The organism is Candidatus Acetothermia bacterium (genome assembly GCA_024653305.1).
Lineage (GTDB): Bacteria > Bipolaricaulota > Bipolaricaulia > Bipolaricaulales > Bipolaricaulaceae > JACIWI01.
Genome location: JANLFW010000071.1, coordinates 1 through 581, shown reverse-complemented (window position 1 = coordinate 581; position 581 = coordinate 1). Strand labels below are relative to the sequence as shown.

The window sequence follows — 581 nt, the reverse complement described above, 5'->3', positions numbered from 1 at the left end:
GATCCGTAATCCGTGATAGGTGATCGGTGAGGCGTTAGGGATACCAAGAGGAGGGGCCCTCACAAGCCCTAAAGCTAGGTTACAATGGCTTGGGAAGACATGAGGGAACGGGGCGGATTCGAACCATGCAGGGCCTAATAGAAGTGTTTAGGCGATATCCGCAGGTTCGGGCGGTGTACGTGTTCGGCTCGCAGGCCTCCGGAAAGGCCGGCCGCGGAAGCGACTTGGATCTTGAGGTGCCCCCGTTTGATGTACCACCCCGAGCGCGAGCCAGGGACCTGCCCCGGGTTCCCTCGGGCTCATCCTGATCGGCTTCCAGTCGGCACTGCTGAGCGAACTCCGCTGGGGTCAAGTACCCAAGCGCACTGTGGGGCCGATCCTCATTGTACTCCTCCCTCCACGCGGCCACGATCTCCTGGGCCTCTTGGACGCTTTCGAACGCGTATCGGTCCAGACACTCCCTCCGCAGCGTCCCGTGGAAGCCCTCGATGTACGGGTTCTCCCACGGGCTGCCGGGCTCGATGTAGATCGTCCGGCAGTGGTTCTCCTCCAACCACACCTGCACCGCATGCGCCACCAGC

General features: G+C 62.3%; 1 protein-coding gene. It reads right to left on the bottom strand.

What is annotated here, in order from left to right; all coding sequences use genetic code 11:
* Window positions 1-79 precede the first annotated feature (79 nt).
* On the bottom strand, window positions 80-581 hold a 502-nt coding region (locus NUV94_08275), incomplete at its 5' end, for an integrase core domain-containing protein (protein MCR4392728.1).